The following is a 26,049-nucleotide window of genomic DNA, read 5'->3' on the forward strand; positions in this document are numbered from 1 at the left end:
GCGGGGTCGGTGTTCCGGGCGCCGGGATGTGCGTCACGGCCGTGGCGCCTAGGGGGTGTTTCGAAAGTCCTGTGCGGTGCCCGCGGTGTCCGGTGCGTGCTCTCGGCGTGCCGGACGAAAGCCCTCGTACTGGACGTACTTGGGCTTTCGGCCGGTGCGGCGAGAGGGCGTGCCGGGCGCCGTGGGTGCTGTGCGGGACTTTCGAAACACCCCCTAGAGCGGGGTGACGTACGCGCCCGAGATTCCGCCGTCGACCAGGAAGTCGGTGGCGTTCACGAACGACGAGTCGTCGCTGGCGAGGAACGCGACGGCGGCCGCGATCTCGGTGGCCTCGGCGAACCGGCCGACCGGGATGTGCACGAGCCGGCGCGCGGCCCGCTCCGGGTCCTTCGCGAACAGCTCCTGCAGCAGCGGGGTGTTGACCGGCCCCGGGCAGAGCGCGTTGACGCGGATGCCCTCGCGGGCGAACTGCACGCCCAGCTCCCGCGACATCGCCAGCACACCGCCCTTGGAGGCCGTGTACGAGATCTGGGAGGTCGCGGCGCCCATACGGGCCACGAAGGACGCGGTGTTGATGATCGAGCCCTTGCCCTGCTGCCGCATGTAGGGGATCGCGGCCTTGCAGCACAGGTACACCGAGGTGAGGTTGACCTCCTGGACGCGCTTCCAGGCCTCCAGGCCGGTCTCCAGGATGGAGTCGTCGTCGGGCGGCGAGATGCCCGCGTTGTTGAAGGCGATGTCGACGCTGCCGTAGGTGTCGTACGCGGTCTTGAAGAGCGCCTCGACCTGCTCGGGGTCGGTGACGTCGACCTTCACGAAGATCCCGTCGACCTCCTCGGCGACCGCCTTGCCGCGTGCCTCGTCCACGTCTCCGCAGACGATGTGCGCGCCCTCGGAGGCGAGCCGGCGCGCGGTGGCGAGGCCGATGCCGCTGCCGGCGCCGGTGATGACGGCGGTACGGCCGACGAGACGGCGGCAAACACTCTGTTCGGTCACTGTGCGGGGCCCTCCGTGCTGATGAAGACGTTCTTGGTTTCAGTGAAGGCGGTCAGGGCGTCCGGGCCCAGCTCGCGGCCGATGCCGGACTGCTTGAAGCCGCCGAAGGGGGTCCAGTAGCGGACGCTGGAGTGGGAGTTGACGGACAGGTTGCCCGCGCGGACGCCCTGGGAGACCCGCAGGGCGCGGCCGACGTCCCGGGTCCAGATGGAGCCGGAGAGGCCGTACGGGGTGTCGTTGGCGAGCCGGATCGCGTCCGCCTCGTCGGTGAACGGCAGCAGGACGGCGACCGGGCCGAAGATCTCCTCGCGGGCGGCGGCGGAGTCGGGTCCCTCCCCGGTGAGGACGGTCGGCGGGAACCAGAAGCCGGGCCCCTCGGGGGCGTCGCCCCGCAGCGCGGAGGCGTCGTCGGGCACGAACGACCGTACGCGGTCCAGCTGTTGACGGGAGATCAGCGGGCCCATCTGGGTCTTCTCGTCGGCGGGGTCGCCCACGACCACGCCGGCCAGCGACTCGGCGAGCAGGCTCTGGACCTCGTCGTACACGGACTCCTGGACCAGGACGCGGGTGCGGGCGCAGCAGTCCTGGCCGGCGTTGTCGAGGAAGGAGAACGGGTCGACGGCCGCCTTGAGGTCGGCGTCGGCGAAGACGATGTTGGGGCTCTTGCCGCCGAGTTCGAGGGTGACCTGCTTGACCTGGTCGGCGCAGAGTTCCATGACGCGCTTGCCGGTCCGGGTGGAGCCGGTGAAGACGATCTTGGCGACGTCGGGGTGGCGGACGAGGGCCTCGCCGGTGATGTCTCCGCGTCCGGGCAGGACCTGGAAGAGGTGCTCCGGGAGCCCTGCCTCCAGGGCGAGTTCGGCGAGGCGCAGCGCGGTGAGCGGGGTGGTCTCGGCGGGCTTGAGGAGAACGGCGTTGCCGGCGGCGAGTGCGGGCGCCGTGCCCCAGGCGGCGATCGGCATGGGGAAGTTCCAGGGCGCGATCACGCCGACGACCCCGAGTGGTTCGAGGATCGTGATGTCCAGGCCGCCGGGCACCGGGATCTGCCGGCCGGAGAGCCGTTCGACGCCGCCGGCGGCGTAGTCGAGCAGGTCCCGGACGTTGCCGGCCTCCCAGCGGGCGTTGCCGAGGGTGTGTCCGGCCTCGCGGACCTCCAGATGCGCGAGTTCCTCCAGGTGGTCGTCGACGACGGCGGCGAAGCGGCGCAGCAGCCGGGCCCGGTCGGCGGGGGCGACGGCGGCCCAGGCGTGCTGTGCCTTCGCCGCCCTGCGCACGGCCGCGTCGACGTCGTGCTCGGCGGCGCCCGCGACGGCGGCGATCACCTCCTCCGTCGCCGGGTTGAGGACGTCCAGGATGTGGTGCTGGGACAAGGGGTGCCTCACAGACGTTCGAAGGAGCGGCGCAGCTCCCAGTCGGTCACGGCGGCGTCGAAGGCCGCCAGTTCGACGCGGGCCATGTTCAGGTAGTGCGCGACGACCTCGTCGCCGAAGGCGGCCTTGGCGATGGGGCTGTTCTCCCAGAGTTCGGCGGCCTCGCGCAGGGTGGTCGGCACGTGGTCGTACTCGGCGGCGTAGGCGTTGCCGGCACACACCTCCGGCAGTTCCAGCTTCTGCTCGATGCCGTACAGGCCGGCCGCGATCAGTCCGGAGACGGCGAGGTGCGGGTTGACGTCACCGCCGGGGAGCCGGTTCTCGAAGCGCATCGAGCGGCCGTGGCCGACGACCCTGAGGGCGCAGGTGCGGTTGTCGTAGCCCCAGGCCACGGCGGTGGGGGCGAAGGAGCCCGGCTGGAACCGCTTGTAGGAGTTGATGTTGGGGGCGTAGAGCAGCGAGAAGTCGCGCAGGGCGGCGAGCTGTCCGGCGAGGAAGTACCGCATGACCTGGGACATGTCCTGTCCGTCGGCCATGACGTTGGTGCCGTCGGCGTCCGCGAGGGAGAGGTGGATGTGGCAGGAGTTGCCCTCGCGCTCGTTGTACTTCGCCATGAAGGTGAGCGAGACGCCCTCCTGCGAGGCGATCTCCTTGGCGCCGGTCTTGTAGATCGCGTGCTGGTCGCAGGTGACCAGGGCCTCGTCGTACTTGAAGGCGATCTCGTGCTGGCCGGGGTTGCACTCGCCCTTGGCGGACTCGACGGTCAGCCCGGCGGCCGCCATCTCGTTGCGGATGCGCCGCAGCAGGGGCTCGATACGGCCGGTGCCGAGGACCGAGTAGTCGATGTTGTACTGGTTCGCCGGGGTCAAACCCTTGTAGCCGGCGTCCCAGGCCTGCTCGTAGGTGTCCTTGAAGACGATGAACTCCAGCTCGGTGCCGACGTTGGCCGTGTAGCCGAGTTCGGCGAGGCGTTCCAGCTGGCGGCGCAGGATCTGGCGGGGCGCGGCGACGACCGGGGAGCCGTCGTTCCAGGCGAGGTCGGCGACGAGCATGGCCGTGCCCTCGTTCCAGGGCACCCGGCGCAGGGTGCTGAGGTCGGGGTGCATGGCGAAGTCGCCGTAGCCCCGGTCCCAGGAGGACATCGCGTAGCCGTCGACGGTGTTCATCTCGGTGTCGACGGCGAGGAGATAGTTGCAGCCCTCGGTGCCGTGGGCGAGCACCTCGTCGAGGAAGAAGCGCGCGGCGAACCGCTTGCCCTGGAGGCGCCCTTGCATGTCGGGGAAGGCCAGGACGACAGTGTCGATCTCACCGCCCGCGACGAGGGTGTGGAGTTCCTCGACGGAGAGCGGGGGTGTGCGGTCTGCCACGGGAAAGCCTCCTAGGGGCTTCTTCGGCCACCCCGGAGCCATTCAGCCATCCGGGAGCCATAAGGTATTACCCGTAACCATTAGTTGGGAAGGGGGAACGGTCACATGTCGCGGACAGGGGCGGAACCGGAGACTCCATGGGCCGACGACCGACTGGCGTCCGTTCTGCGCCCGGTCCGGGCGGGCAACGGCTTCGAGGAGGCGCTGGAGCAGATCCTCCAGGTGGTCCGGCTCGGCCTGGTACCCGGCGGTGAGCGGCTGCCGGCCGAGCGCGAGCTGGCGGAGCGGCTCGGGATCAGCCGGGTGACGCTGCGCGAGGTGCTGAAGGTGCTCCAGGACCAGGGTCTGATCGAGGCGCGCCGCGGGCGGTACGGCGGCACGTTCGTGCTGCCCCGCGTCGCCACGCCGGACGAGGACGAGCTGCGCCGGCGCCTGAAGGGCATCGACGTCGAGGACACGCTGCGCTTCCGTGAGGTGCTGGAGGTGGGCGCGGCAGGGCTGTGCGCGGCGCACGGCCTGAGCGACGACCAGGCCGAGCGGCTGCGCGGGGCCCTGGCACGCACGCACAACGCGCCGCTCACGGAGTACCGCCGGCTGGACACCCTGCTCCACCTGACCATCGCCGAGCTGTCCGGCTCGCCCTCGCTGGCCGCCCAGTACGCGGGCGTACGCGCCGGGGTGAACGACCTGCTCGACTGCATCCCGCTGCTGGTGCGCAACCTGGAGCACTCGCAGCAGCAGCACACGGCCCTGGTGGAAGCCGTGCTCGACGAGGACGCGGAGGCGGCGCGGGAGATCATGCGGGAACACTGCGCGGGCACGGCGGCCCTGCTGCGCGGCTTCCTCGGATGAGCACGTATTTACGCTCGCTTAACGCAGGGGTATTGCTTTTCGGCCACCCACCCCACAAAGGTATGGATCCATTCCTTTGAGTGGGGAGAGTGCGCCATGTCCCTGAAAGCCACGGACACCGCCGACGCGGCGGACGACTATCTGGAGCGCCGGACGCTCCGCCGGGGCAGCGCCGGCTGGGTGCTGCTGACCGGCCTCGGCGTCGCCTATGTCGTCTCCGGCGACTTCTCCGGCTGGAACCTCGGCCTGGCGGAGGGCGGCTTCGGCGGTCTGGCGATCGCCACGGTGCTCATGGGCACCATGTACGCCTGTATGGTCTTCGCCCTCGCCGAACTGTCCGCGATCCTGCCCACGGCGGGCGGCGGCTACGGCTTCGCACGCCGGGCGCTCGGCCCGTGGGGCGGCTTCCTGACCGGCACGGCGATCCTGATCGAGTACGTACTCGCCCCCGCCGCGATCGTGATCTTCATCGGTGACTATGTCGAGTCGCTGGGTCTGTTCGGTCTGGAGTCCGGCTGGCCGGTCTACCTCGTCTGCTTCGCGATCTTCATCGGCATCCACCTCTGGGGTGTCGGTGAGGCGCTGATCGCCAGCTTCGTCGTCACGGGCATCGCGGTCTTCGCCCTGATCGTGTTCGCCCTGGGCGCGCTGCCCGACTTCAGTGTGTCCGCGCTGGACGACATCCCGGTCGACTCCTCGGCGTTCGGCGCGAGTTCCTGGCTGCCCATGGGGCTGCTGGGCATCTGGGCGGCGTTCCCGTTCGGCATGTGGTTCTTCCTGGGCGTCGAGGGCGTTCCTCTGGCCGCCGAGGAGACCAGGGACCCGGCCCGTACGCTGCCGAAGGCGATCCGCTGGTCGATGGGCGTCCTCGTGGTGCTGGCCGTGATCACCTTCTTCGCCGCGGCCGGAGCACGCGGCTCGAACGCCATCCAGGCGGCGGGCAACCCTCTCGTCGAGGCGCTCCAGCCGGACGGCAAGGCCACCGCGCTCAGCCGCTTCGTGAACTACGCCGGTCTGGCCGGCCTCGTCGCCTCGTTCTTCTCGCTGATCTACGCGGGCTCGCGCCAGCTCTTCGCGCTCTCCCGGGCCGGCTACCTGCCCCGCGTCCTGTCCCTCACCAGCGGCCGCAAGGCCCCGTACCTGGGACTGCTGGTGCCGGGCACGATCGGCTTCGCGCTGGCCGCCGCCAGCGGGGACGGCGGCCGGATGCTGAACATCGCCGTCTTCGGCGCCACGATCAGCTACGCGCTGATGTCCCTGTCGCACATCGTGCTGCGCCGCCGGGAGCCGGAACTCGAGCGGCCGTACCGTACGCCGGGCGGGGTGCTGACCTCCTCGGTCGCCCTCGTCCTCGCCTGCTCGGCGCTGGTGGCGACGTTCCTGGTGGACGTGACGGCGGCGCTCATCGCGCTCGGCGTGTACGCGGTCGCGGCGGCGTACTTCGGGTTCTACAGCCGCAAGCACCTGGTGGCGAAGGCGCCGGAGGAGGAATTCGCCGCGCTGGCCGCCGCCGAGGCAGAGTTGGCACGGGACTGAGCGTTCCGAGCTAGGGGTCCTGTGGTGCGGGACTTTCGTGACTTCCACACGTGAGGAGCATGTGTGACCAGGCCGTTGATCGGTGTGAGTACGTATCTGGAGTCCGGCGCGCGCTGGGGTGTCTGGGAGCTGGAGGCGGCGCTGCTGCCGGTCGGCTACCCCCGGCTCGTGCAGGCGGCGGGCGGCGTGGCCGCGATGCTGCCGCCGGACGACCCGTCGTACGCCGCCGAGGCGGTCGCCCGTCTCGACGGCCTGGTCATCGCGGGCGGGCCCGACGTGGACCCCTCCCTCTACGGCGCCGAGCGCTCCCCGCGCTGCGGCCCGGCCGCGCCGGCGCGCGACGCGTGGGAGCTGGCGCTGATCCGGGCGGCACTGGACACGGGCACGCCGCTGCTCGGTATCTGCCGGGGCATGCAACTGCTGAATGTCGCGCTCGGCGGCACGCTGATCCAGCACATCGACGACCATGTGGTCGAGGTCGGCGTCTTCGGCCGCCACGCGGTGAAGCCGGTACCGGGCACGCGCTACGGCGACCTCGTCCCCGAGGAGACGGACGTCCCCACGTACCACCACCAGGCCGTGGACCACCTCGGCACCGGCCTGCTGCCCTCGGCCCACGCCTCCGACGGCACGATCGAGGCCATCGAACTACCGGATCCCGCATGGGTGTTGGGCGTGCAGTGGCATCCGGAGATGGGCGAAGACGTGAGGGTGATGCGGGCACTGGTGGAGGCCGCGACACCCTGAGCGGCGGAGGGCGCGTTGTCGGCTGCGGTCCGGTGGGGCTTCTCGCGCAGTTCCCCGCGCCCCTGAAAAGCAGGGGCTGCGCCCGTGCTTTTCAGGCCCGCAGGGCCTGGTCTTTTAGGGGCGCGGGGAACTGCGCGACCAGCCCCCGTACCCGCACCCGACAACGCGCCCCCTCAAGCCGCAGGGCGCCGCCCACTTCCGCTCGCTCCCCCCGTCTTGGCTCCGCTCGCCCTCACGCCCACGCCCCCAGCGGTCCTACCCCAGTCGCGTCCTCAGCCATTGCACGGCCGCTTCTCCCTGGGCTCGTTGGAAGGAGCGGAGGGTGGGGATGCCGGGGACCGGCGGGCGGCGGGAGCCCTCGATCAGGAAGCCGGCGAAGGCGGCGAGGGTCGCGGTGACACCGACGGGGTCGGCGCCGTAGGCCAGGGGGTGGGAGGTGAAGACCTCCTCCGGATCGGGCCCGCCCTGCGCCCGGACGCACGGCAGCAGCAACAGCAGGTCGAACCAGGGCACCGCTCCACCGTGCGCGTGCGGCCAGTCGACGAACACGACCCGGTCGTCCCTCGTCAGCAGCATGTTGTCGGCGCGCAAGTCACAGTGGGCGAGACTGTCTCCGACGGCGAAGTCGGCCCAGCGCGCGGCCAGTTCGGCGAGCCTGGGCAGTTCGCGCACGGTCCACGGGTCGAGCCCTTCACCCCGATCCCCCCGGTCGATCATCCGCTGCCAGCCCAGGAAGTTGCCCGCCACCCCCTCCACGAGGGGGCGCGCGGCGACGGGCGCGGGCGTGAGCGCGCGACCCAGGTCCGCCACGGCGTTCAGCACGACCGTCAACTCGTCCTTCCGCCACGGCACATGGGGCTGTCGACCCGCAACGTCCTCGAACACCAGGGCCACCCAGGTGCCGTCGTCGTACGAGCCGATCAGTCGGGGCGCGGGCACCTCCGGCGGCAGCGCCGCGGCGTTGCGGGCCTCGTTGCGGTGGATGCCGGGGCTGTCGGGGTTGGAGTGCGCGCTCACCGCCTTCACGAACGCGCGGTCGCCTGTGGCGGTGACGACTCGGGCGGCAACGCCGGGGGAGAAGCCTCCGTCCTGGGTGACCGCCTCGGTCACGGGGGCGCCGAGCAGGTTGTGGACGGCTTCGCGGACGGGGGTGGGGAGGGCTTCCCAGGGTGTACGGACGCCGGTGGCGGGTGGGGCGGTGACGGTCATCGCCCCATGCTGGCGGCTGCCCGTTCAGCCCTGCCACCAGATTTCCCTCGCCCCCGCTGGGGGCCTCTCGCGCAGTTCCCCGCGCCCCTGAAAAGCAGGGGCTGCGCCCCGTGCTTTTATCGAAGGGCCGAAGGCTCCTTCAGGGGCGCGGGGAACTGCGCGACCAGCCCCCACGCACCCGCGCCCGAACCACTCACCCGCCGGCCGCTACCCCCCTCGTAAGCCCCAGCAGGTCTCGTGCCGGGCCCGTCGGGCGGTGGCCCGTTGGCCAGACTGCTCGTAGGGCGCGGCGGAGGCGGACGCCGTTCACCGGGACGCGGACCAGGCGGCGGGCGGAGAGTTCCTCGCCTAGGGCGAGTTCGCTGAGGACCGCCGGGCCGGCGCCGCTCAGCGCGGAGGACTTGACCGCCGTCGTGGAGGACAGCTCGATGAGCGGACGGGCGAGGCCCCCCAGGGCCGTCTCCAGCACCTGCCGCGTACCCGACCCTTTCTCGCGCAGGATCAGCGGCGTGGAGGCGAGCTCGGCCGCCTCCAGGGGCTTGCGACGGCGCGCCCAGGGGTGGCTCGGCGCGGTCACCACGATCAGGTGGTCGTGCGCTATCACGGCCGCGTCCAGCCCGGCCGGAACCGTCGGCCCCTCGACGAACCCCAGGTCGGCCTCGTCCGCGAGCAGCCGCTCCGCCACGACCGTCGAGTTGCCCGCGAGGAGGGAGACCGCCGTGTCCGGGCGCTCGGCGCGCAGCGCGATGAGCCAGCCCGGCAGCAGATACTCGGCGATGGTCATGCTCGCGGCGACCCGGAGCCGCGAATCGCGCCGGTCCCGCAGCGCCTGCGCGCCCACGTCGAACGCCTCTGCCGCCTCCACGATCCGCCGCGCCCAGTCCGTGACGAGCGCCCCCGCGTCGGTGAGCCGGGACCCGCGCGGCGACCGGTCGACCAGCGCGACCCCCAGCTGTCGTTCCATCGAGCGGATACGACTGCTCGCAGCGGGCTGGGTGATCCCCAGCTCCCGCGCCGCCCGCCCGAGCGAGCCCAGCCGGGCCACGGCCAGCAGCAGTTCGAGCGCCCCGAGGTCCGGCACCCGGTGGGCCAGTCCGCCCCGCTCCCCGCTCGTCTCACTCATAACCCCAGCTTATGTCCCCATACAAGCGAACTCCCTGGTGGGCCCCGCGCGGCAGCGAGACGCTCGCTGCATGGCCACCGCAGTCCGTCCGGCGCACCCAGCCCAACCAGTCCAATCCGTCCAATCCGTCCAATCCGTCCAACCAGTCCAACCAGTCCAACCAGTCCGACCAGTCCTGGCTTCCACGCCGCACTCCCCCTCCCGATCCCGCTCCCACCCCCACCCCCTCCCCCGCCCGTTCCCCTCCCTCCGCCACCTCGGGCCGAACTGGTACGCCCCGGTCATGGGCACCGCGATCGTGGCCTCCGCCGGTGCCGGACTCCCCCTGGGCCTCCCGGGTCTGCGGACGGCCTGCACGGCGGTGTGGGCGCTCGCGCTCGTCGCCCTGGTCGCCGTCCTCGGTGCCCGCGCCCTGCACTGGACCCACCATCGGGACCAAGCCCGCGCCGACCTCCTCGACCCGGCCGTGGCCCCCTTCCACGGCTGCCTCTCCATGGCCCTGCTGGCCGTCGGCGGCGGCGCCCTCGTCGTCGGCCGCGACTGGATCGGCGTACGGGCGGCCATCGCCCTGGACGTCGTGCTCTTCAGCGCCGGGACGGTCGTGGGCCTGATCACCGCCGTGGTCGTCCCCTATCTGATGATCGCCCGGCACCGGACCCAGCCGCACCAGATCACCCCCGTCCTGCTGCTCCCCCTCGTCGCCCCCATGGTCTCCGCCGCGCTCGGTCCGCTGCTCGTGCCGTACCTGCCGCCGGGGGAGGCCCGGCAGACGCTGCTGTTCGGCTGTCTCGCGTTGTTCGGGACGAGTCTGCTGGCCACTCTGCTCGTGCTGCCGCTCGTGTGCGGCCGACTCGTCATGGCGGGGCCGTTGCCGCTCGCGCTCACGCCGAGCCTGTTCCTGGTCCTCGGCCCGCTCGGGCAGTCGACCACCGCCGTCGGCAACCTCGCCGACGCGGCCCCCGGCGCCGTACCGGCCCCGTACGCGCACGCCTTCACCCCGTTCGCCGTCCTCTACGGCGTCCCCGTCCTGGGCTTCGCGCTGCTCTGGCTCGCGCTCGCCGCCGCCCTGGTCGTGCGCGCCCGGCGGCGGGGCATGCCGTTCTCGATGGCCTGGTGGGCGTTCACCTTCCCGGTCGGCACCTGTGCGACCGGTGCGACGGCACTGGCCCGGCACACGGGGCTCGCCGCCCTCGACGTCCTCGCCGTCGCGCTGTACGCGCTGCTGCTGGCGGCCTGGGCCACCGCCGCCGTGTGCACCGTGCGCGGGCTGGTCAGCGGCGGGCTGCTCGCAGCGCCGCGTCCAGCACCCGCGGAGCCTCGGCCAGCGACGGCCCGTACCAGGTGAGGTGCCGGCCGCTGAGCAGCGCGCACGGCAGCCCGGGGAACGCCTCGGGGCCGTCGTCGGCGGTGAAGCGGTACGGCTCGTCGGGCAGGACCACGACATCGGGCGCGGCGGCCCGCAGTTCCTCGACGGGGACCCGGGGGTAGCGCTCCGCGTGCCCGGTGTACAGGTGGTCCACGCCGAGCCGGGCGAGCACGTCCCCGGCGAAGGTGTCCCGGCCGAGGACCATCCAGGGCCGGCGCCAGACGGGCACGACGGCGGTCGTCCGGCGGCCGGGCGTCAGCGGACCGTCCACGGCGCCCGGGGGCCGGGACCACGCCGACTCCGCCTCGTCCAGCCAGCGCGGCCGGGAGCGGGCCCCGCAGGCCCGCAGCACCCGGTCCAGTTCGGCGCAGGCGCCCGGCACGTCCCGTACCTCGGTGACGAGGACCTCGACACCCGCCTCCCGCAGGGCGGTCAGGTCCGGCTCCCGGTTCTCCTCCTCGTTGGCGATCACGAGGTCGGGGGCGAGGCGGACGATGTCGTCGGTCCTGGGGTTCTTGGTGCCGCCGATCCGCGCCACGTCAAGATCACCCGGGTGGGCGCACCAGTCGGTGGCGCCGACCAGCACGCCGGGCAGCGTGACGGCGACGGCCTCCGTCAGGGACGGGACAAGGGAGACGACCCGGGAGACGGACCGCACCGCGACCTCACGCGCCCTTGCGGTGGCGGTCCTCGAGGGCCTCGATGTGGTCCGCGACGGCGACCACGATCACCCGGGTCTCGGGTTCGGTGGCCCGCCAGCGGTGCCGCACGCCACCGGACATGTACAGCGTGTCACCGCGTCCGAGGCGGTGGGCGCGGCCCTCGGCCTCGACCTCGACGGCGCCGTCGACGACGTACATCAGCTCGTCGTTGCGGTGCTGGACCTCGCGGCCCTCGTCGTGGTCGCCGGTGAACTCCATGGCGTGCAGCTGGTGGTGACCGCGCACCAGGGAGCGCGAGCAGGATTCGGGGGGCGTGAAACCGTCCTCGTCGGCGGCGCGCACCACGTCGACGCTGCACGCCGGATCGGCCGCGGCGAGGAGTTCGACGGCGGTGGTGCCGAGGGCGTCCGCGATGCGTTCCAGGGAGGGCCTGCTGGGACGGGCCCGTTCGTTCTCGACCTGGCTGAGGAAGGGAACCGACAGGCCGCTGCGCTCGGCCACGGCGGCGAGGGTGAGCTCCTGTGCCCGGCGCCGCCGCCGGACGGCCGCGCCCACCCGAAGGGGCTGTTCTTTGTGGTCGCCCATCGCTCCGGCTCCCTCCTTCGCTCGTCGGTCGGCTCACGGACGCCCACCGGGCGGGCTCGCGAACGCTCACTGGTCCGGTTACGGATGCCCACCCGTCCGGCACTCATCGGGCGCGCTTGTCCTGATGAGTTCTCTGCACCCTACGCATGTTCGGCAAACCGTTTCACGTGCCCGGCACATCCCCGCGAAACGGCAGAGGTCCATGCTCACACTTCTCGCCAGCGCGGTCACCGCCCCACCTCCCCTTTCACGGCCTCCGCGCACGGCACGGCGGGGTCCGCCGCCGCGACGGCGACCACGTGGAGTGTGCTCTCCGGCACACCATGTCACCGGGCCGACGGTGGGCGTCCGCCGCATCCCGAAACCGTCCCGCGCAGCCACGACATCGTCGCGGGCGGACGGCGCGGCCGTTCCCCGCACCACGAAGTCAGTTACGGGGAAACGGAGTTGAACACCCGGGAGCGGCCCGCCCCACCGGCCGCCGGGCTGCGGAACCGGATGGATGCGGACCGCCCCAGGGTTGTCCTGATCTTTCTCGTACGCCAGTACGCGACCCCCCTCGTCCGTTCGGGACGTCGCGTCCGGCTGCCTCACCGCGCTACTTCACCGCGCTACTCACCGCTACTTCACCGGGGCCATCTCGTCGACGATCCCCGGATGCGCGTCGATCCACTTCTCGACGCCCTCGTCCTCCTGCCCCGCCCGGCCTGCTGGATGGCCTGCTCCAGGCTCATCAGCTCGTCCGGGGTCATGTGCCAGTTCTTCAGCCAGCCGTTGAGCTCGGAGTACTTCTCGGGGAAGTCCCGGTGCGCGAGCGTACGGATCTGGTTGTTCGCGCCCCAGGTCTTCTCGGGGTCGGCGAGCCGTGTCAGGTCGTACTTGTCGTACGCCCAGTGCGGCGACCAGAGCACGACCGCGATCGGCTCCTTGTTCGCGTAGGCGCGGTCCAGTTCGGCGAGCATCGAACTCGTCCCGGCCTTGGTGAGCTTGAAGTCCGACAGTCCGTAGGCGGGCATGACGGTGTTCTCCAGCCGGACCATCTGGCCGGTGCCGGGCTCGATACCGACGATCCGGCCCTTGAACTCGTCCTTGTGCGCCCGCAGATCGTCCATCGTGCGTACGCCCTTCACGTACGACGGCACGGCGATCTCCAGCGACGTCCTGTCGTACCAGGCACCGAGGTCGACGAGATCGTTCTCGTACTTGTCCCAGTACGCCTTCTGCGCGACGGGCAGCCAGGCGTCGAACTCGACGTCGACCTGACCTGTGGACAGACCTGTGAAGAGGGGACCGATGTCGAGCTTGGTCTTCTTCGGCCGGTAGCCGCGCTTCTCCAGGACGTTCTCCCAGAGGTGGGTGACGGCGATGCCCTCGTCCCACGCCGGGTAGCCGATGACCGGCGCGGCACCGGCCTGCCGGCCCTCCGCGTAGCGGGACTTGGCGACCGGGGCCAGCTTGTCGACGATCCCGGGGTTCTTCTTCAGCCAGGCCCTGACGCCGTCCTCCTGGTGGCCCTTTCCGGCGTCCTGGACGGCACCTTCGAGGGAGGTGAGCTGCGCGTCGGTGAGCTTGAAGTCCTTCAGCCACCGCGCGACCTGCGGCTCGTCCGCGGCGAAGCCCTTCCGCCCGAGGGTGTGGATCCCGTCGCCCGCGCCGAAGGCGCCTTCGGGGTCCTTCAGCTTGGTCAGCCCGTACTTGTCGTACGCCCAGTGCGGCGACCAGAGCGTGACCGCGATGGGTTCCTTCTTCTGGTAGGCGCGGTCCAGCTGGGCCAGCATCGCCGAGGTGTTGGACTTGACCAGCTCGTACTCGCCCTTCAGGCCGTAGACGTGCTGGACCTTGTCCTCGTAGAGCTTCGTCTCGCCCGCGCCCGGCTCGATGCCGTAGACCTTCCCCTTGAACAGGGGGCCCTTGCCCTTGAGGTCGTCGAGGGACTTCACGCCCTTGACGTAGGAGGGGACGGCGATCTCCAGCGAGGTCTCGTCGTACCAGCTGCCGTAGTCCTCCAGCCGGTCCTTGTACTTGGCCCAGTACGAGGCGTGCGTGGCCGGCAGCCAGGAGTTGGTCTGGATGTCGACGCTGCCCTGCGCCTGACCGTTGTAGAGGGCGCCGACCTCCAGCGACCTGGTCTCCGGGGTGAAGCCGCGCCGCTGGAGGATCTCCTTCCAGAGGTACGTGGAGGCGACGCCCTCGGGCCAGTCGATGTACCCCATGCTGATCGGGCGGCCCTGGCCGACGTTCGTGGTGACCTCGGTGGCGTCGTCCGACCTGCCGAACATGTTCAGGCCGCCGGCGACCAGCGCGAGGACGACCACACCGACCATCGCGACCGGGGTGGCCGGCCTCCAGCGCAGGAAGCGCGGACCGCCGAGGGCCGTGTTCGCCCTGGCGAGGGCACGGCGGCCGAGCGGGGACACGCGCTGGTTGAGGGCGCCGGTCATCCGGTCGAGGTAGATCGCGAGGATGACGACCGCGATACCGCCCTCGAAACCGAGGCCGACGTCCACGGAGCTGATGCCGTCGTACACGGTGGAGCCGAGTCCGCCGCCGCCGACCATGCCCGCGATGACGACCATCGACAGGGCCAGCATGATCACCTGGTTGACGCCCGCCATGATCGTGGGCAGCGCCAGCGGCAGCTGCACCCGCCACAGCGTGCGGCGCGGAGGGGTGCCGAACGCCTCGGCCGCTTCGACGAGTTCGGCGTCGACCTGCCGGATGCCGAGTTCGGTGAGGCGGACGGCGGGCGGCATCGCGAAGACGATGGTGGCGACCATGCCGGGCACCGGGCCCACGCCGAAGAAGAAGATGCCCGGGATCAGATAGACCATCGCCGGCATCGTCTGCATGAAGTCGAGCGCGGGGCGGATCGCGCCGCTGACCGCGCGGCTGCGGGCGGCCCAGATGCCGATCGGCATCGCGACGGCGAAGATGATCACGCAGGAGACCAGCACCAGCGCGAGTGAGTTCATCGCCGGTTCCCACTGCTCGATCGAGTCGATGAGCGCCAGGCCCGCGAAGGCCAGGACGCCGGGGAGCAGCCCGCGCAGCCAGAAGGCGAGCACGGCGAGGATGCCGGCGAGGAGCAGGGGGTCGGGGGCGATGAGCACCGCGTTCGCCGCGTCGTACATGGCCTCGACGACCACCTTGACGAGGTCGAACAGCGGCCCGAGATGGTCCCGCAGCCAGTCGACGCCGTGAGCGACCCAGTCGCCGAGGTGGATCCTAGGCACTGGCCTTCACCGCCTGTACGACCTTCTCGCGCGGGGCGTCGCAGGGCATGGGGGCCGCGGGGGCGCCCTGCGCGTCGTGCGGGTCGTGTGGGCCGTGCGAGCCGTCCTGGTCGCCGAGGAAGCCGATCAGGCGGCGCTGCGGCACCACGCCGACGACGGCGCCCCTCCGGTCGAGCACGGCGACCGGGTGGGACAGGCGGGCGCTGAGCGCGCAGAGCTCCGCGAACGGCGTGTCGGGCGTCGCGGTACCGCAGCCGCAGTCCGCCTCGTCACCGCGTACGGCCGTGTCCATCACGGCCCCGGCGGTGAGCACCCGGGAACGGTCGACGTCCTGGGTGAAGGACGCCACGTAGTCGTCGGCGGGACGGATCAGGATGTCCTCGGCGGTGCCGGTCTGCACGATGCGGCCGTCGCGCATGACGGCGATGCGGTCGCCGAGGCGCATGGCCTCGTTGAGGTCGTGCGTGATGAACACGATGGTCTTCTTCAGGGTCTGCTGGAGTTCCAGCAGCTGGTCCTGCATGTCACGGCGGATCAGGGGGTCGAGTGCACTGAACGACTCGTCCATCAGCAGTACGTCGGCGTCGGTGGCGAGGGCGCGGGCCAGGCCCACGCGCTGCTGCATACCACCGGACAGCTCGTCGGGCCAGGACTTCTCCCAGCCGGCCAGGCCGCACAGGGCCAGGGCCTCGGTGGCGCGCCGCAGCCGTTCGGCGCGCGGCACGCCCTGGACCTCCAGGCCGTACGCGGCGTTCTCCAGGACGCTGCGGTGGGGGAAGAGCGCGAAGTGCTGGAAGACCATGCTGATACCGGTGGCCCGAACCGCGCGCAGTTCGCGGTCGTCGATCGTGGTGAGGTCCCGGCCGCCGAAGCGGACGTGGCCCGCGGTGGGCTCCAGGAGCCCGTTGAGCATGCGCAGCAGCGTGGACTTGCCCGACCCGGACAGGCCCATGACGACGAAGATCTGGCCCGGCTCCACGGTGAAGGAGGCATCGATCACGGCGGCGGTGGTGCCCTCGGCACGCAGTTCCTCGCGGTCGGCGCCGGCCCTCAGCCGGTCCACCGCGTCGTCGGGTCGTCTGCCGAACACCTTGAACAGGCCCTCGGCTTCGAGTCTGGAGGACTCCCTGGCTGACACATGCACCTCTTGGATAGCGATGGAACGGCCCGCCTCCCCCGCCCGCAGGCCGGCCGTGGAGCGCGGCGGGATCGGCCCGCCCGGCCCGTGGTGTCGACACCACGACCGGCGCTGCTCCGGGGCCGCGCCTGCCCCCGCCGGACCGACCGAAACGCGCCCGTGTCCCGCTTCACAGGGCGTTCACCGCAGGCCAGGGGCGTTCACGGAACGCCTCCACGGGGCGCACGGGCCGGTGCGACGGGGGCCACGCGCTGGGGTGACGGGGCGCGCGGGCTGCCAGGTCGAGGGCCACGCGCGGGCTGCCAGGTCGAGGGCCACGCGCGGGCTGCCAGGTCGAGGGCCACGCGCGGGCTGCCGCGCCTAGGCCCACGCGCTGGCGCGACGGAAGGCACCTGCTATCGCGCCGAGGGCCGCGCGCCGGGGCCGCGGGGCCCGCGTGCGCCGGTGTGGGGCGGGCTACGTGCTGCTGCGTCGGCGGCCGGGTGTCCGTGGCGTACGGCATGATGCGGGGCGTGACCCGACGCCTGATGCTTCTCGACACCGCCTCGCTGTACTTCCGCGCCTACTTCGGGGTGCCGGAATCCGTGAAGGCCCCGGACGGCACCCCGGTGAACGCCGTGCGCGGGCTGCTCGAATTCATCGACCGCCTGGTCAAGGACCACCGGCCGACGGACCTGGTGGCGTGCATGGACGCGGACTGGCGGCCGCAGTGGCGCGTCGACCTGATCCCCTCCTACAAGGCGCACCGCGTCGCCGAGGAGCACGAGGTCGGCCCGGACGAGGAGGAGGTGCCGGACACCCTCTCGCCGCAGGTGCCGATCATCGAGGCGGTGCTGGACGCGCTCGGCATCGCGCGCGTGGGCGTCGCCGGGTACGAGGCGGACGACGTGATCGGCACCTTCACCGCCCGGGCCAAGGAGCCGGTCGACATCGTCACCGGCGACCGCGACCTGTACCAGCTGGTCGACGACGAGCGCGAAGTACGGGTGCTGTACCCGCTCAAGGGTGTGGGCACGCTGCAGCTCACCGACGAGGCGTGGCTGCGCGAGAAGTACGGGGTGGTCGGGCGCGGGTACGCGGATCTGGCCCTGCTGCGCGGCGACCCGAGCGACGGTCTGCCGGGGGTGCCGGGCATCGGCGAGAAGACGGCGGCGAAGCTGCTCGACCAGTTCGGGGACCTGGCCGGGATCATGGCCGCCGTGGACGACCCGGCGGCGAAACTGACCCCGTCGCAGCGCAAGAGGCTCGACGAGGCCCGGGCCTATGTCGCGGTCGCGCCCAAGGTGGTCCTGGTGGCGGCGGACGTACCCTTGCCGGACGTCGACACGGCACTCCCGCGCGAACCGCGGGATCCGGCGGCGCTGGAGGCCATCGCGGCGCGGTGGGGGCTCGGCGGATCACTGCAGCGGCTGCGGGCGACGCTCGGTATGTGAGATCTACGCCCTGCGGAGGGGGCGTACGCCGGAGGGCGGGGTGACACTTCGGTAGTGAGGGTTCTGAGGCGCGATTCACATCGTGAAGTCCTCGTACACGCTCCGAGCGTGGGGTGTTCACAGGGGGGAGATGGTAACTTAGGCAAGCCTTAGCTAGGTATTTGGGAGGCCGTCATGGCAGAGCGTCCGGTACGCAGGACCCCGAAGCCCCACTCCGCGCGAGTCGTCCGCACCGAGCGGCTCACCCCGCACATGCAGCGCGTCGTACTCGGTGGTGACGGCCTCGCCGAGTTCTCCTTGCGTGGGAGCACCGATCATTATGTGAAACTCCTCTTCGGGCCCGAGGGTGTGACCTACCCGGAGCCCTTCGACATCGAGCGGATCCGCGCGGAGTTCCCCCGGGACCAGTGGCCGGTGACCCGGACGTACACCGTGCGCGCCTGGGACCCCGACCTGCGCGAGCTGACCCTCGACTTCGTTCTCCACGGCGACGAGGGCATCGCGGGCCCCTGGGCCACCCGGGTCCAGCCGGGCGAACTGATCCGTTTCCTGGGCCCCGGCGGCGCGTACGCACCCAACCCGGAGGCCGACTGGCACCTCCTCGTCGGTGACGAGTCCGCCCTGCCGGCGATCGGCGCGTCGCTGGAGGCCCTGCCCGACGGCTCCCGCGCGCACGCGATCGTCGAGGTCGCCGGCCCCGAGGAGGAGCAGAAGATCAACTCCGATGTGGAGGTGGTCTGGCTGCACCGCGGCGACCGCCCCGTCGGCGCGGCCCTCGTCGAGGCCGTACGCGCGCTCCAGTTCCCCGAGGGCCGCATGCACGCCTTCGTCCACGGCGAGGCCGGCTTCGTCAAGGAGCTGCGCCGTCTGCTCCGCGTCGAACTCGCCATCCCCCGCGAGGACTTGTCCGTCTCCGGTTACTGGCGCCTCGGCCATGACGAGGACGGCTGGCAGGCCTCGAAGAAGGAGTGGAACGCCCGCGTGGAGGCCGAGCAGGAGACCACTGCGTCGACGACGTGACCCCACGGCGCCCCTGAGTCCGTCCGGCCACCGCGCCCGGAGACCCCGCGCCCCCGACGTCCGGCCTACGCTCCCGACGCTGCTGTGCTGCTAGTGCTGCTGCCGGGTGGGTCCCGTACGGCATCGGCGGCGCCTCGACCGACCCCTCCGCCGCGCTCATGGGGGTGGACGTCGACGGCGCCGCCGAGCGCGTTGGAACCGGGCCGGGGCAGCGGGCGTCGCGGTGGCGGTCATCCGCTGGTCGCTCTTCGCGTCGGCCGGCATGGACACCGTAACGGGATTTGTACGGGTTCCCTACGGGATGCCGTACGGGACGCCGATGCGACGGCCCCGGCGGGCGGCGCCAGCTGCTCGGTCCGCGATCTCTCACGCCGACCGCGACTCCGCCTCAAACGTGGCGAACCCGGCCATTCAGACGCCCGCGAGCATGTCCACCAGCCGCGCCAGCGCCTTCGCGAGCGTCTCCACCCCCGGACTCGGCGCCCCGCCCGGCTCGGCCATGTAGACGTCCCGGCGGATCTCGATCATCAAGGCGGCCACCCTGGGGTCGCGCCCGTGGTACTTCAGCGGGACGTATGCGCCCCCGAACGGGCTGTCGACGCCCGTCCCGCCGAACCCCGCGAACGCCTCCTCGGCGGCGGCGAGCAGGTCGGCCGGGGTGTGGAAGGGGTCGGTGCCCAGGCAGACGGGCGGCCGGGGACCGTCACCGTGCAACTCGTAGGGCAGGCGCTCGCTCGGGTAGGAGTGGACGTCGACGACCACCACCCGCCCCACGGCCGTCAGTCGATCGGCGACGGCGTCGGTCATGGCGGCGGCGTACGGACGGAAGTAGTAGTCGACGAGCGACCGCCCGCTCCCGTCGAGGGGCAGTCCTTCGCGGTCGGCCGGACGCAGCACCTCCCGGTGCGTGGTCCTCGTGTAGACGGCGCCCATGCCCACGGCCAGCATCTCCTCCCGCTCGTCCGGGAACCGCTCGGGATCGACCACGAGCCGGGACAGCCGGTTCACGAACCGCCACGGGCGCACGGCCGACCGCCCGGCGGCCAGTTCGGCGATGCGGTCCGTGTACGCGTCGGTGATGTGGTCCAGCTCCCGCTCCAGCGCGGGGTCGTCAAGCACGATCCCGCTCCGTACGGCCGCCGGGATCACGCGGGACGCGTGCGGCACATGCACCAACACGGACGACTCGGGCGCGCCCGGGAGGAGCCGATGGGAGGGCGGCGAAGCGTCGTTCATCCGGAGGTTCCTTACCGCGATCGTCGGAGGGGCAGGGGGCGGAGGAGGGGGCAGGAAGTCCCCCACGACGCCCGACCCGGCCAGGCCCCGTCGACCGTATCCCGGCCCTTTCGAACATGTCTCGGCCCCGCCTTGCCCCAACTCCCCGCCATTGCCACGGTCGTGAGGATTTGGGCCCGCCCCGGACACGGTCGCGTGACGCGCGCGACACAGGCCTCCCCTAATTTCTGTCGCCCGACAGGAATTCGCGCCGCTCGTGCGCGAACGCTCGCGCCGCTTGTTGCGAAAGCAGGTTGCCGCCATGACGAGCACCGCCCCAGACCTCCGTCCGGAGCCGCCCCACTCCCCCGACGACCGCTCCCTGACCGAGTTCGGCTACCGCCAGGAGCTGCACCGCAGCCTCAGCAGATACGCCTCGTTCGCCGCCGGTTTCTCCTTCATCTCGGTCCTCACGACCGTCTTCCAGTTCTTCGCCTTCGGATACGCGTTCGGCGGCCCGGTCTTCTTCTGGACCTGGCCGGCGGTGCTCGTCGGCCAGCTGCTGGTGGCCGCCTGCTTCGCGGAACTCGCGGCGCGCTACCCGATATCGGGCTCGATCTACCAGTGGTCCTCGCGCCTGTCCAACCGGACCTTCGGCTGGTTCGCCGGCTGGATCATGGTGATCGGACAGATCGTGGTGGTCGCGGCGGCAGCGCTCGCGCTCCAGATGGTGCTACCGGCGATCTGGTCGGGCTTCCAGCTCGTGGGCGGCGACCCGACGCCCACCTCGTCGACGGGAGCGGCGAACGCGGCCGTCCTCGGCGTGCTCCTGCTGGTCCTCACGACGTTCGTGAACATCCTCGACAACCGGGTGCTGTCCGTGGTGAACCGGGTCGGCGTGACCGCCGAGATCATCGGCGCGGTCCTGATCATCGTCCTGCTGCTCACCCACTCCGAGCGCTCGCCCGGCATCACGTTCCACATGGCAGAGGGCAGCACCGATCTGCTGGGTGCCCTGCTGGTGGGCTCGTTCATGGCGGCGTACGTGATGATCGGCTTCGACAGCGCGGGCGAGATGAGCGAGGAGACCCGCCATCCGCGCCGCACCGCGCCCCGCACGATCCTCATGGCCCTCGGCGCGGCCGGTCTGCTCGGCGGCCTGCTCGTCCTCGGCGGTCTGCTCGCGGCACCGAGCCTGACCGACGGCAGGCTGGGCGTGGACGGCCTGAGCTACGTGCTGACCAGCAGCCTCGGTGACGGTGTGGGCCGCTTCCTGCTCGCGGACGTGGTGGTGGCGATCATCGTGGCGACGCTCGCGATCCAGACGTCGGCCTGCCGCATGCTCTTCTCGATGGCCCGCGACGGCCGACTCCCCTTCGCCGGGCAGCTCGCCAAGGTCAACCCGCGCACCGGCATGCCCACCGCCCCCGCCCTGGTCGTCGGCGTCCTGGCCGCCGCGCTGCTACTCCTCAACTTCGCCTCGCCGGAGGCGTTCCTGGCCATCGGCACGACCTGCATCGTGATGCTGTACCTGGCGTACGCGATGGTCACCGGCCCGCTCCTGGTACGGCGCCTGAAGGGCACCTTCCCCTCGGCCGGCACCGACGAGACCGGCAAACCCCTCTTCTCCCTGGGCCGTTGGGGCATCCCCGTCAACGCCCTCGCCCTCCTCTACGGCCTCTTCATGACCATCAACCTGGCCTGGCCCCGAGCAGACGTCTACGACCCGGCCGGCGGCCACTGGTGGTTCCAGTGGTTCACGGTCCTGTTCCTCCTGGCCACACTGGCCGCAGGCACCACCTACCACCTCACCCGCAACCACCGCACGCGCTCCAGGTAGCGCTCGTCCCGCACGGCACCCCACCACGTCCCGCCTCGGCACCGCACTGCCTGCCCGGTCGACGCACAGGCCCGGCACAGACGGCGCGCCGGGCAGAGCAGGACGAAGAGTCGCTCCATGCGCCGGGGTCGCACGCCTCTCGGTCGCCCGGAAGCCATCGCATGGTACGAAGTGGTGGGTTGTCAGGGCGGGTTGGCGCTGCAGCAGGGGGCCGGGATGAGAAAGCGTCCAACGGTGTCTCATACACCTTTCGCAGGGGAGTGGCCTGTTTTTACCTCCTGCGCCCCAAATTCAAGCCGAACAGTTGACAAATCATCATAGCGCTGCCCTGCCCGCCCCTCTGGTAGGTCCGCCGAGGTTGACGCAGGACAGCGTGGAGCGGATGGTGGTTTGGAAGGTCAATTACCCGGAGAGCGTCCAGAGGAAGGCGGGGGCGATTCACGGCTTGTTCGCGATGGCTCGGTCGCGGCGGTGGTGATCACGGATTTTCTGCACCGTCCGTACGTCACCTCGAAGGTCATGACCGACGACACCGCCCGGCACGCAGGCAACTTGACCCGTCAAACCGGTTCCGCCGGCAAGCCCAGCAAGCCCGGTTCGTATGCACGTCAGCGGTTCCGCGGAGCACAGCGCGTCATTCATGGACCTGGTGGCGGCCCGCAGGCCGTCGACACAGGGCTGAGGGCGGTGCAGAGGCAAGTCGTCACAGACAGGAGGCAGCCGTGGCGGATACCTTCCAGATACCCTCGTTCTACATGCCATTCCCGGCCAGGGTGAACCCTCACTTGGAAGAAGTCCGTCCACGCGTTCGCGCGTGGGCACACACGATGGGATTACTCGAACCTCAGCACACCGATTCGCACCACGGCGGGTGGAGTGCCGAGATCTTCGACCGGGCGGACTTCACCCGGTTCACCGCCCTGACCTACCCGCACGCGTCGGCCCGTGAGCTGGAACTGCTGTCCGGTTGGCACAGTGTGATCTGGTGCCTCGACGACATCTTCCTGCCCTGGTGCGAGGCCCTCGGAAAGCGGGAGCAGATCCTCGACCGCATCGAACGCCTGATGTCCTTCCTGCCGGTGACGGCACATTGCTCGGACTCGGGCCCGACTCCGAAGGAGCCGCTGGAACGCGCGCTGGCGGACCTGTGGCAGCGCACCGCACCGGCGGCGTCCCTGTCGTGGCAGTTCCTGTACACCAGGTCGATACGACAGTTCCTGGAAGCCTCGTTGTGGGAGACGGAGAACCTCATCCGCCCTCGGTTCCCCGACCTCATCGAGCAGACGGAGATGCGCCGTGACTACGGTGCGGCCGGATGCAGCGCCCTGCTGATGGAGCACTCGCTCGGCTGGGAGATAACCGAGGACATCCGCGCGACCCGCCCCTTCACCGTACTGATCAACGCGTTCCGGGACACCGTCGACCTGCACAACGACATCGTGTCCTACCCCAAGGAAGTGCGCGAAGGTGTCGCCAAGAACAACATCGTGCGCGTCACCCAGGAACTGCACGGCGTCCCACTCCCGGAGGCGGTCTCGCTCGTCAACGGCATCTTGACGGGCCGCGTCAGGACGCTGGACGAGACCGTCAGGTCGGACCTCCCCCAGGCCCTGCATGATCTGCGTACGAACCAGCACACCCAGCGCGCCGTGCTCCGCCACGCCAGGGCCATCCAGGGCTGGGCCGCGGGCTCCTACCACTGGCACGAGGACACCGATCGATACCGGTGCGCCGCCTGACGCCACCGACGGCAAGCGTTCGGAAGGGGGCCGGACCGCACCGCCGCTGCCGGTCCCCTCGTACGCTTGATCGTGATGAGACGCAGAAGCCCGGTTCCCCCTTCCCCGCTGCCGCAGCGCGACGGGGTCGATCCGGTACGGGTCAGGCTGCCGCAGGGGACGACATGGGCGACCGTACGTGATCACCTGGTGGAGCGGCTGGCGGCAGGGCCGGGCGTGATCGACGGCATGCTGGACGCCGGGCTGATCGTGGACGTCGACGGGCGTCCCGTGCCGCGTGACATGGCGTATGTGCCAGGCATGTGCGTGTGGTTCCACCGGGACCTGCCCTACGAGGTGCCGGTGCCGTTCCCGCTGGACGTCGTGTACCGCGACGAGCACGTCGTCGTGGTCGACAAGCCGCATTTCCTGGCCACGACACCGCGTGGCAGCCATGTCGCCGAGACCGCGCTCGCCCGGCTCCGACGCGAGCTGGGGCTGCCCACACTGGGCGCCGCGCACCGTCTGGACCGTCTCACCGCCGGGCTGGTGCTGTTCACCGTGCGCCCCGAGGAACGGGGCTCCTACCAGTCGCTGTTCCGCGACCGGCTCGTCACCAAGGAGTACGAGGCCGTCGCCCCGTACGACCCGGCGCTCCCCCTCCCTCGCACCGTGCGCAGTCGGATCGTGAAGGAACGTGGGGTCATGGCGGCCCGAGAGGTCGACGGCGAACCCAATGCCGTCAGTGGCGTGGAGCTACTCCAGCGGCGGGACGACGGTCTGGCGCGCTACCGGCTGACGCCCCGCACCGGTCAGACGCATCAACTGCGGGTGCACATGGCCACATTGGGTGTGCCGATCCTGGGTGACCCGCTGTACCCGGAAGTGAAGGACCCCGTGCCGACCGATGACTTCAGACGTCCGCTGCAACTGCTCGCGCGGGTACTGGAGTTCACCGATCCGGTCACGGGGCGCGAGCACCGGTTCGTGAGCGGGCGGGTGCTTCAGGCGTGGGCGTCGTACGAGGAGTGGGCGGGCACACCGTACGACGCCCAGGCCTGAGGAGTTGGCTATCGGCCGCTCATCCACAGCAGGACGCGACGCAGGAGACCGGGCCGAGCGGGCGGTTCGGCTGAGGTCGGCTCCGGCTCCGGCCGCGCGGCCTCGGTCGCGGCGGCCTCGCTCCTCGGCCTCGTCGGGGTGGTGTCGAGGCCCTCACGTTGTGCCGGCACGGGACGGCCCAGGGGACGCAGTTCCAGGTCCTCTTTCTCCTTCGGTTCGAAGCGCACCGGGAGCGCGACCAGATGCCGGGTCGAGATCGAGGCCCGCCAGCGCAGTTCGTGCTCCTCGCAGTTGAGCTGGATGTCCGGAAGACGCGCCAGCAGGGCGTCGACGCCGACGTCTGCGATGGCTCGACCCGTGTCCTGGCCCGGGCACTCGTGCGGACCACCGCCGAAGGCGAGGTGGGAGCGGTTCCCCTGCATGTTGGCGGTGAGGTCGGGCCGTACCCGTGGGTCGACGTTGCCCGGTGCGATGCCGAAGAGCAGCCCGTCGCCCTTGCGGACCCGCTGACCGCCCAGCTCCGTGTCCTGCTTGGCGAAGTAGGCCAGCTGTGTGCTGAACGGGGGCTCGTCCCACAGGGACTGCTCGACCGCCTCGGGCACCGTCATCTGGCCGCCCTTGAGTTGGGCGCGGAACCCGGGATTGGTGAGGACCACCCGCAGCACGTTGGCGAGGAGGTTGGTGGTGGCCTCGTACGCGGCGATGAGCACGACACGCAGGTGCTGGCTCACCTCCTCGTCGTTGAGCTTGGCCGGGTGGTTGATCAGGTGGCTGGTGAAGTCCTCCTGGGGGTGCGCCCGGCGGCGGGAGGTGAGCCCCATCAGGGCTTCCATGATGTAGGCGTTGCTGGCGATCGCCGTCTCGGTGCCCTTGAGCATGTCGCGGGCGGCATGCACGATCCGGTCGTTGTACTCCTCGGGCATGCCGAGGATCTCGCACATCACCGCCATCGGCAGGTGCTCGGCGAACTGGCTGACGAGGTCCGCCTCACCCTCCTCGCAGAACTCGTTGACGAGTTGCTGGGTGTAGCGGTTGATACTGCGGCGGATGCCCCGGAAGTTGATGGTCGACATGGCGCCGGTGACCGCACCGCGCAGCCGCAGGTGCTCGTCACCCTCGGCGTGGCAGCAGATGGGCTGCCACGCGATGTGCGGCATCAGCGGGTTGTCGGGCTTGAACGTGCCGTCCTGGAGCTTGTTCCAGAGACGGGTGTCCCGGGAGTACTGCGACGGCGTGCTCACCATGTGCAGGTTCTCGCCGTGCCCCAGCACCACCCAGATGGGTACGTCGTCGTGGAGGAGGGCGGGGGCCACCGGGCCGTGTTCCGCGCGGAGCTTTTCGTACACGGCTCCCAGGTCCTCCGCCTCGGGGCCGTACAGACGGCGGAGCCCGCCGGGGCCCGTGCCGTGGGCGGGGCAGCCGGGGGGCGGCCCGAGCGTGGGGTCGTCCGTGCCGGTCAGGGAGTTTGATTCAGGCGTCACGGTGATCGCTCCGAACTGAGGTGGATCCGGTGTCTGAAGGTGATGAGGGGATTGCAGGGATGACAGGGATGACGGAGAAGAGGGGGAAGAGCGAGA

General features: G+C 71.0%; 20 protein-coding genes and 1 pseudogene. 10 read left to right on the forward strand and 11 right to left on the reverse strand.

All coding sequences use genetic code 11. The features are described 5' to 3' along the window. Nucleotides 1-213 precede the first annotated feature (213 nt). The 3 genes from PUR53_RS34445 to PUR53_RS34455 are packed head-to-tail and all read right to left on the reverse strand — an operon-like array spanning nucleotide 214 to nucleotide 3,733. Nucleotides 214-996, reverse strand: a complete 783-nt coding sequence (locus PUR53_RS34445) for a 3-oxoacyl-ACP reductase (RefSeq protein WP_239752843.1) — start codon at nucleotides 994-996, stop codon at nucleotides 214-216. Further along, nucleotides 993-2,366 (reverse strand): aldehyde dehydrogenase family protein, encoded by a 1,374-nt coding sequence (locus PUR53_RS34450; RefSeq protein WP_329897707.1) that lies wholly within the window; start codon nucleotides 2,364-2,366, stop codon nucleotides 993-995. The genes PUR53_RS34445 and PUR53_RS34450 overlap by 4 nt, the downstream gene beginning before the upstream one ends. 8 nt (nucleotides 2,367-2,374) lie before the next feature. Further along, nucleotides 2,375-3,733, reverse strand: a complete 1,359-nt coding sequence (locus tag PUR53_RS34455) for a glutamine synthetase family protein (RefSeq protein WP_329897706.1) — start codon at nucleotides 3,731-3,733, stop codon at nucleotides 2,375-2,377. A 105-nt stretch (nucleotides 3,734-3,838) separates the two neighbouring features. Between PUR53_RS34455 and PUR53_RS34460 the strand changes: the two genes are divergently transcribed. The 3 genes from PUR53_RS34460 to PUR53_RS34470 all read left to right on the forward strand — a co-directional run bounded on the left by PUR53_RS34460 (nucleotide 3,839) and on the right by PUR53_RS34470 (nucleotide 6,868). Beyond that, complete coding sequence (locus PUR53_RS34460) at nucleotides 3,839-4,585, forward strand: FadR/GntR family transcriptional regulator (protein ID WP_329897705.1); 747 nt, start codon at nucleotides 3,839-3,841, stop codon at nucleotides 4,583-4,585. 96 nt (nucleotides 4,586-4,681) lie between these two features. Continuing rightward, nucleotides 4,682-6,121, forward strand: coding sequence for an ethanolamine permease (gene eat / locus PUR53_RS34465; protein WP_329897704.1), 1,440 nt, complete (start codon nucleotides 4,682-4,684; stop codon nucleotides 6,119-6,121). A 63-nt stretch (nucleotides 6,122-6,184) separates the two neighbouring features. Then, entirely contained in the window at nucleotides 6,185-6,868 is a 684-nt protein-coding gene (locus PUR53_RS34470) for a gamma-glutamyl-gamma-aminobutyrate hydrolase family protein (protein ID WP_329897703.1), read from the forward strand. Between the two features lie 255 nt (nucleotides 6,869-7,123). Here the strand turns inward: PUR53_RS34470 and PUR53_RS34475 are convergent, their stop codons facing one another. Both PUR53_RS34475 and PUR53_RS34480 read right to left on the reverse strand, forming a co-directional pair. Next, nucleotides 7,124-8,077: an aminoglycoside phosphotransferase family protein gene (locus tag PUR53_RS34475; RefSeq protein ID WP_329897702.1), complete on the reverse strand. Its 954-nt coding sequence runs from the start codon at nucleotides 8,075-8,077 to the stop codon at nucleotides 7,124-7,126. A gap of 193 nt (nucleotides 8,078-8,270) precedes the next feature. After that, the gene (locus tag PUR53_RS34480; protein WP_329897701.1) at nucleotides 8,271-9,200 is read right to left on the reverse strand and encodes a LysR family transcriptional regulator; all 930 of its coding nucleotides are present in this window, start codon (nucleotides 9,198-9,200) and stop codon (nucleotides 8,271-8,273) included. A 175-nt stretch (nucleotides 9,201-9,375) separates the two neighbouring features. Here PUR53_RS34480 and PUR53_RS34485 point away from each other — a divergent pair, with 175 nt between their 5' ends. Beyond that, complete coding sequence (locus PUR53_RS34485; RefSeq protein WP_443080397.1) at nucleotides 9,376-10,545, forward strand: TDT family transporter; 1,170 nt, start codon at nucleotides 9,376-9,378, stop codon at nucleotides 10,543-10,545. Here PUR53_RS34485 and PUR53_RS34490 read toward each other — a convergent pair. From PUR53_RS34490 to PUR53_RS34505, 4 genes and pseudogenes are all read right to left on the reverse strand, one after another. Beyond that, a complete protein-coding gene (locus PUR53_RS34490) occupies nucleotides 10,472-11,224 on the reverse strand; it encodes a helical backbone metal receptor (RefSeq protein WP_329897699.1) in 753 nt (250 codons plus the stop codon). The genes PUR53_RS34485 and PUR53_RS34490 overlap by 74 nt on opposite strands. A 7-nt stretch (nucleotides 11,225-11,231) precedes the next feature. Further along, a complete protein-coding gene (locus PUR53_RS34495) occupies nucleotides 11,232-11,813 on the reverse strand; it encodes a helix-turn-helix domain-containing protein (RefSeq protein ID WP_329897698.1) in 582 nt (193 codons plus the stop codon). Between the two features lie 621 nt (nucleotides 11,814-12,434). After that, nucleotides 12,435-15,046, reverse strand: a pseudogene (locus PUR53_RS34500) (ABC transporter permease/substrate binding protein). Next, nucleotides 15,039-16,184 (reverse strand): quaternary amine ABC transporter ATP-binding protein, encoded by a 1,146-nt coding sequence (locus PUR53_RS34505; RefSeq protein ID WP_329897696.1) that lies wholly within the window; start codon nucleotides 16,182-16,184, stop codon nucleotides 15,039-15,041. The pseudogene PUR53_RS34500 and the gene PUR53_RS34505 overlap by 8 nt, the downstream one beginning before the upstream one ends. Nucleotides 16,185-16,687: 503 nt before the next feature. Here PUR53_RS34505 and PUR53_RS34510 point away from each other — a divergent pair. Continuing rightward, on the forward strand, nucleotides 16,688-17,617 hold the full coding sequence (locus tag PUR53_RS34510; protein ID WP_329897714.1) for a 5'-3' exonuclease: 930 nt from the start codon (nucleotides 16,688-16,690) through the stop codon (nucleotides 17,615-17,617). 174 nt (nucleotides 17,618-17,791) lie between these two features. Continuing rightward, nucleotides 17,792-18,637 carry a siderophore-interacting protein gene (locus tag PUR53_RS34515; RefSeq protein ID WP_329897695.1) on the forward strand — a complete coding sequence of 282 codons (846 nt, stop codon included), beginning with the start codon at nucleotides 17,792-17,794 and terminating at the stop codon, nucleotides 18,635-18,637. 411 nt (nucleotides 18,638-19,048) lie between these two features. Here the strand turns inward: PUR53_RS34515 and PUR53_RS34520 are convergent, their stop codons facing one another. Next, nucleotides 19,049-19,873: an N-formylglutamate amidohydrolase gene (locus PUR53_RS34520; RefSeq protein WP_329897694.1), complete on the reverse strand. Its 825-nt coding sequence runs from the start codon at nucleotides 19,871-19,873 to the stop codon at nucleotides 19,049-19,051. A gap of 301 nt (nucleotides 19,874-20,174) precedes the next feature. Here PUR53_RS34520 and PUR53_RS34525 point away from each other — a divergent pair, with 301 nt between their 5' ends. The 4 genes from PUR53_RS34525 (at nucleotide 20,175) to PUR53_RS34540 (ending at nucleotide 24,472) form a co-directional block, all read left to right on the forward strand. Next, nucleotides 20,175-21,692 carry an amino acid permease gene (locus tag PUR53_RS34525; protein ID WP_329897693.1) on the forward strand — a complete coding sequence of 506 codons (1,518 nt, stop codon included), beginning with the start codon at nucleotides 20,175-20,177 and terminating at the stop codon, nucleotides 21,690-21,692. Nucleotides 21,693-22,082: 390 nt separating this feature from the next. Continuing rightward, nucleotides 22,083-22,469, forward strand: a complete 387-nt coding sequence (locus PUR53_RS34530; protein ID WP_443080395.1) for a DUF6192 family protein — start codon at nucleotides 22,083-22,085, stop codon at nucleotides 22,467-22,469. A 50-nt stretch (nucleotides 22,470-22,519) separates the two neighbouring features. After that, nucleotides 22,520-23,431 (forward strand): terpene synthase family protein, encoded by a 912-nt coding sequence (locus tag PUR53_RS34535; protein WP_329897691.1) that lies wholly within the window; start codon nucleotides 22,520-22,522, stop codon nucleotides 23,429-23,431. 75 nt (nucleotides 23,432-23,506) lie between these two features. Next, nucleotides 23,507-24,472, forward strand: coding sequence for an RluA family pseudouridine synthase (locus PUR53_RS34540; RefSeq protein ID WP_329897690.1), 966 nt, complete (start codon nucleotides 23,507-23,509; stop codon nucleotides 24,470-24,472). An 8-nt stretch (nucleotides 24,473-24,480) separates the two neighbouring features. Here PUR53_RS34540 and PUR53_RS34545 read toward each other — a convergent pair whose 3' ends face one another. Beyond that, on the reverse strand, nucleotides 24,481-25,953 hold the full coding sequence (locus tag PUR53_RS34545) for a cytochrome P450 (protein WP_329897689.1): 1,473 nt from the start codon (nucleotides 25,951-25,953) through the stop codon (nucleotides 24,481-24,483). Between the last annotated feature and the right edge of the window lie 96 nt (nucleotides 25,954-26,049).

The organism is Streptomyces sp. SP18BB07 (genome assembly GCF_036322545.1).
GTDB classification, from domain to species: Bacteria; Actinomycetota; Actinomycetes; order Streptomycetales; family Streptomycetaceae; genus Streptomyces; species Streptomyces deccanensis.

Coding starts and splice junctions, on each gene's coding strand:
- PUR53_RS34460 (WP_329897705.1), top strand. CDS start 3,839: ATGTCGCGGACAGGGGCGGAACCGGAGACTCCATGGGCCGACGACCGA.
- eat (WP_329897704.1), top strand. CDS start 4,682: ATGTCCCTGAAAGCCACGGACACCGCCGACGCGGCGGACGACTATCTG.
- PUR53_RS34475 (WP_329897702.1), bottom strand. CDS start 8,077: ATGACCGTCACCGCCCCACCCGCCACCGGCGTCCGTACACCCTGGGAA.
- PUR53_RS34480 (WP_329897701.1), bottom strand. CDS start 9,200: ATGAGTGAGACGAGCGGGGAGCGGGGCGGACTGGCCCACCGGGTGCCG.
- PUR53_RS34495 (WP_329897698.1), bottom strand. CDS start 11,813: ATGGGCGACCACAAAGAACAGCCCCTTCGGGTGGGCGCGGCCGTCCGG.
- PUR53_RS34510 (WP_329897714.1), top strand. CDS start 16,688: ATGCGGGGCGTGACCCGACGCCTGATGCTTCTCGACACCGCCTCGCTG.
- PUR53_RS34515 (WP_329897695.1), top strand. CDS start 17,792: ATGGCAGAGCGTCCGGTACGCAGGACCCCGAAGCCCCACTCCGCGCGA.
- PUR53_RS34520 (WP_329897694.1), bottom strand. CDS start 19,873: ATGAACGACGCTTCGCCGCCCTCCCATCGGCTCCTCCCGGGCGCGCCC.
- PUR53_RS34525 (WP_329897693.1), top strand. CDS start 20,175: ATGACGAGCACCGCCCCAGACCTCCGTCCGGAGCCGCCCCACTCCCCC.
- PUR53_RS34535 (WP_329897691.1), top strand. CDS start 22,520: ATGGGATTACTCGAACCTCAGCACACCGATTCGCACCACGGCGGGTGG.
- PUR53_RS34540 (WP_329897690.1), top strand. CDS start 23,507: ATGAGACGCAGAAGCCCGGTTCCCCCTTCCCCGCTGCCGCAGCGCGAC.